The following is a 2,847-nucleotide window of genomic DNA, read 5'->3' as shown; positions in this document are numbered from 1 at the left end:
ATAAGCTTCGTCATACATTCCAGCAACGACAACCTTGGCAACGCTTTCTCCCGGAATCGCATTGCGCAAACTTCCACCGTTGATTTCTGAACCCTGAAGACCAAAATTCTCGAAAGCATCAAACAACAAACGGTTCATTATTTTATTGGCATTGCCCAAACCTTTGTGAATATCCATTCCAGAATGTCCACCATTCAAGCCTTTCACAGTAATGGTATAACCAACAGAATCTTCTGGAGTTTCCTCTTCTTGATAACTTCTAGTTGCTGTAACGTCAATTCCTCCGGCGCAACCAATGTCGATTTCGTCATCTTCTTCGGTGTCTAAATTCAAGAGAATTTCTCCTTTCAAAATACCACCTTTAAGGTTTAAAGCTCCTGTCATTCCTGTTTCTTCATCAATAGTAAACAAAGCCTCGATAGCAGGATGTTTGATTGTTTTTGATTCTAAAATTGCCATAATCATTGCCACACCAAGACCGTTATCTGCACCAAGAGTTGTTCCGCGAGCACGAACCCAGTCGCCATCGACATACATATCAATTCCTTGTGTATTGAAATCAAAATTGGTATCGGCATTTTTTTGATGGACCATATCCAAATGCCCTTGTAGGACAATAGGTTTGCGATTTTCCATTCCAACAGTTGCCGGTTTTCGAATAATCACGTTTCGGATTTCGTCTTCAAAGGTTTCCAATCCCAATGATTTTCCGAAATTTTTCATAAACTCGATTACTCGCTCTTCTTTTTTGGAAGGTCGAGGAACAGCGTTTAAATCAGTAAATTTGTTCCAAAGTGCTTTGGGTTCTAGATTTCTTATTTCTTGGCTCATTGTATTTTTATTTAGGATATTTTACAGGATTCAGATAAGTATTAAAAACAGACATAATATAGATGGTTTTTAGTTTTTCGTCTATATAATAAAGGAAAATAAAAGGGAATTTTCGGATGGGAAAACCGTGATAATCTTTGTATCGAATTTGAAAGAAAGGACTTTTAGCCAAAGTTTCTATATGCTCTTCAACGACTTGATAAAAGTATGTACCCAACCCATTCTGTTTGGATTCATGATAGTCAATAGCGTCTTGTATATCAAGAATAGCCCTTGGTTCAATTACAACTTTATAAATCATTTTTCAGATTTAAAACGAAGTTTCTTTTTTGCATCGTTCCAAGGAATGAAATCATCAGTTTTTGAAGTTGATCTTCTTTCATCCAACACGTTTTTCATTTCTTCAGTTACAGAAAATTCATTAATTACAGTCTCATAATTAAACTTTTCTATTAATTTCATAAAGAAAGTCAATTCATTGTCTGGAATATTTAAAGTAATTTGTGTCATTCTTCCTTTTATTGAAAAACAAATTTACAAAAAAAGAATGCGAACTAGTATATTAATTGTTATTTTTATGCCAAAAGTAAAACTGTGCAACGCAAATACATACTTCCCCTATTCCTCTTCATTCAAATTCTGATTTTACAAATCATTCCGTATTTTCCAGAATTTATAGAACGATTTTACAGCAATGGATTATATGTTTATATTTCGGGATTTTCTAGAATAACATTGGGAAAAATTCCGTTTTCGGTTGGAGATATTATCTATGGAATAGCCATTTTTTTTATTCTAAAATCGATTTGGAAAGCTAGAAAAACTTGGAGATTAGAATGGAAAAATAATGTTTTAAAGGTTTTAAGTGTGCTTTCGGTGGTGTATTTTTTATTTCATTTTTTGTGGGCAATGAATTATTATCGCCAACCCCTTTTCGAAAAAATGAAAATTGAAAGAGATTACACCGATGCCGATTTATTGACTTTTACCAAAAAATTAATTGCCAAAACCAACGAAATTCAAAGCCAAATTACCAAAAATGATAGTTTGAAAGTGGTTTTTCCGTATTCGCAAGAACAAGTTTTTACAATGAATTTGAATGGATATAAAACGCTTTCTAATCAATATTCTTTTTTTACATACACAAATCCCAGCGTCAAAAAATCACTTTTTAGTTTACCATTAACCTATATGGGTTTCGGCGGATATTTGAATCCGTTTACCAATGAGGCTCAGGTAAATTATTTATTACCTATGTATAATTCGCCCACAACAACTTGCCACGAAATGGCGCACCAAATGGGTTTTGCCAGCGAAAGTGAATGTAATTTCATAGGCTTTCTCGCTTCAGTAAAAAACGATAATTTGTATTTTCAATATTCGGGATATAGTTATGCTTTGCTCTATTGTTTGGGCAATTGGCAAATTCGGGACGAGAAAGTTTTTGACGAATTATTAAAAACTGTTCATCCAGGAATATTGAAAAACTACAAGGAAAGCAAGGATTTCTGGCGACAATATGACACTTTTATAGACAAAGGTTTCCACGCTTTTTATGATAATTTCCTAAAAATGAACCAGCAAAAAGATGGTATGGAAAGTTATAGTAAATTCGTGAATTTGATGGTGGGTTATTATGGGAACAGAGAGTTGTAAAAACTAAAAAAAATCATAAAATAGCCCCGAGTGAAGTGAAAATCCTGTTATTGCGACACACAGATTGCTTCGTTCCTCGCAATGACTCAATCGCAATGAAAGATTGCAACGAAAAGCGGGACGACTGCCCATTAAAATGCAGAAAATTTGTGCTCCTGATTAAAATCACTTAATTTGTAACGAAATCTATCTTTTGACCACTAATGTAAATATGAGCGAGAATTTAGAACAATCTTTTGTGCAGCAATTGAAGGCCAATCAGAATATAATCCACAAAATTTGTAGGTTATATACGAATGGTGAGGATGCGCACAAGGATTTGTTTCAGGAAATCACGATTCAGTTGTGGAAGGCTTTTCC

4 protein-coding genes and 1 pseudogene are annotated in these 2,847 nt (G+C 34.1%); 2 read left to right on the top strand and 3 right to left on the bottom strand.

Going from position 1 to position 2,847, the window contains the following annotated elements:
- The 3 genes from pepD to PHC28_RS17870 all read right to left on the bottom strand — a co-directional run.
- Positions 1–831: beta-Ala-His dipeptidase (gene pepD, locus PHC28_RS17880; RefSeq protein WP_300103711.1), on the bottom strand; the 831-nt coding region annotated here is incomplete at its 3' end.
- A 7-nt stretch (positions 832–838) separates the two neighbouring features.
- Positions 839–1,132, bottom strand: a complete 294-nt coding sequence (locus PHC28_RS17875) for a hypothetical protein (RefSeq protein ID WP_300103708.1) — start codon at positions 1,130–1,132, stop codon at positions 839–841.
- On the bottom strand, positions 1,129–1,341 hold the full coding sequence (locus PHC28_RS17870; RefSeq protein ID WP_300103705.1) for a hypothetical protein: 213 nt from the start codon (positions 1,339–1,341) through the stop codon (positions 1,129–1,131). Before PHC28_RS17870 ends, PHC28_RS17875 begins: the two co-directional genes overlap by 4 nt.
- Positions 1,342–1,425: 84 nt before the next feature.
- Between PHC28_RS17870 and PHC28_RS17865 the strand changes: the two genes are divergently transcribed.
- Positions 1,426–2,487: a DUF3810 domain-containing protein gene (locus tag PHC28_RS17865; protein ID WP_300103702.1), complete on the top strand. Its 1,062-nt coding sequence runs from the start codon at positions 1,426–1,428 to the stop codon at positions 2,485–2,487.
- 211 nt (positions 2,488–2,698) lie between these two features.
- A pseudogene (locus tag PHC28_RS17860) lies at positions 2,699–2,847 on the top strand (sigma factor); the annotation flags it as partial.

It is taken from the genome of Flavobacterium sp., from assembly GCF_028712645.1.
Taxonomy (GTDB): Bacteria; Bacteroidota; Bacteroidia; order Flavobacteriales; family Flavobacteriaceae; genus Flavobacterium.
Note: the sequence above shows the minus strand (reverse complement) of the source record. Positions and strands in the feature narration are given on the sequence as shown.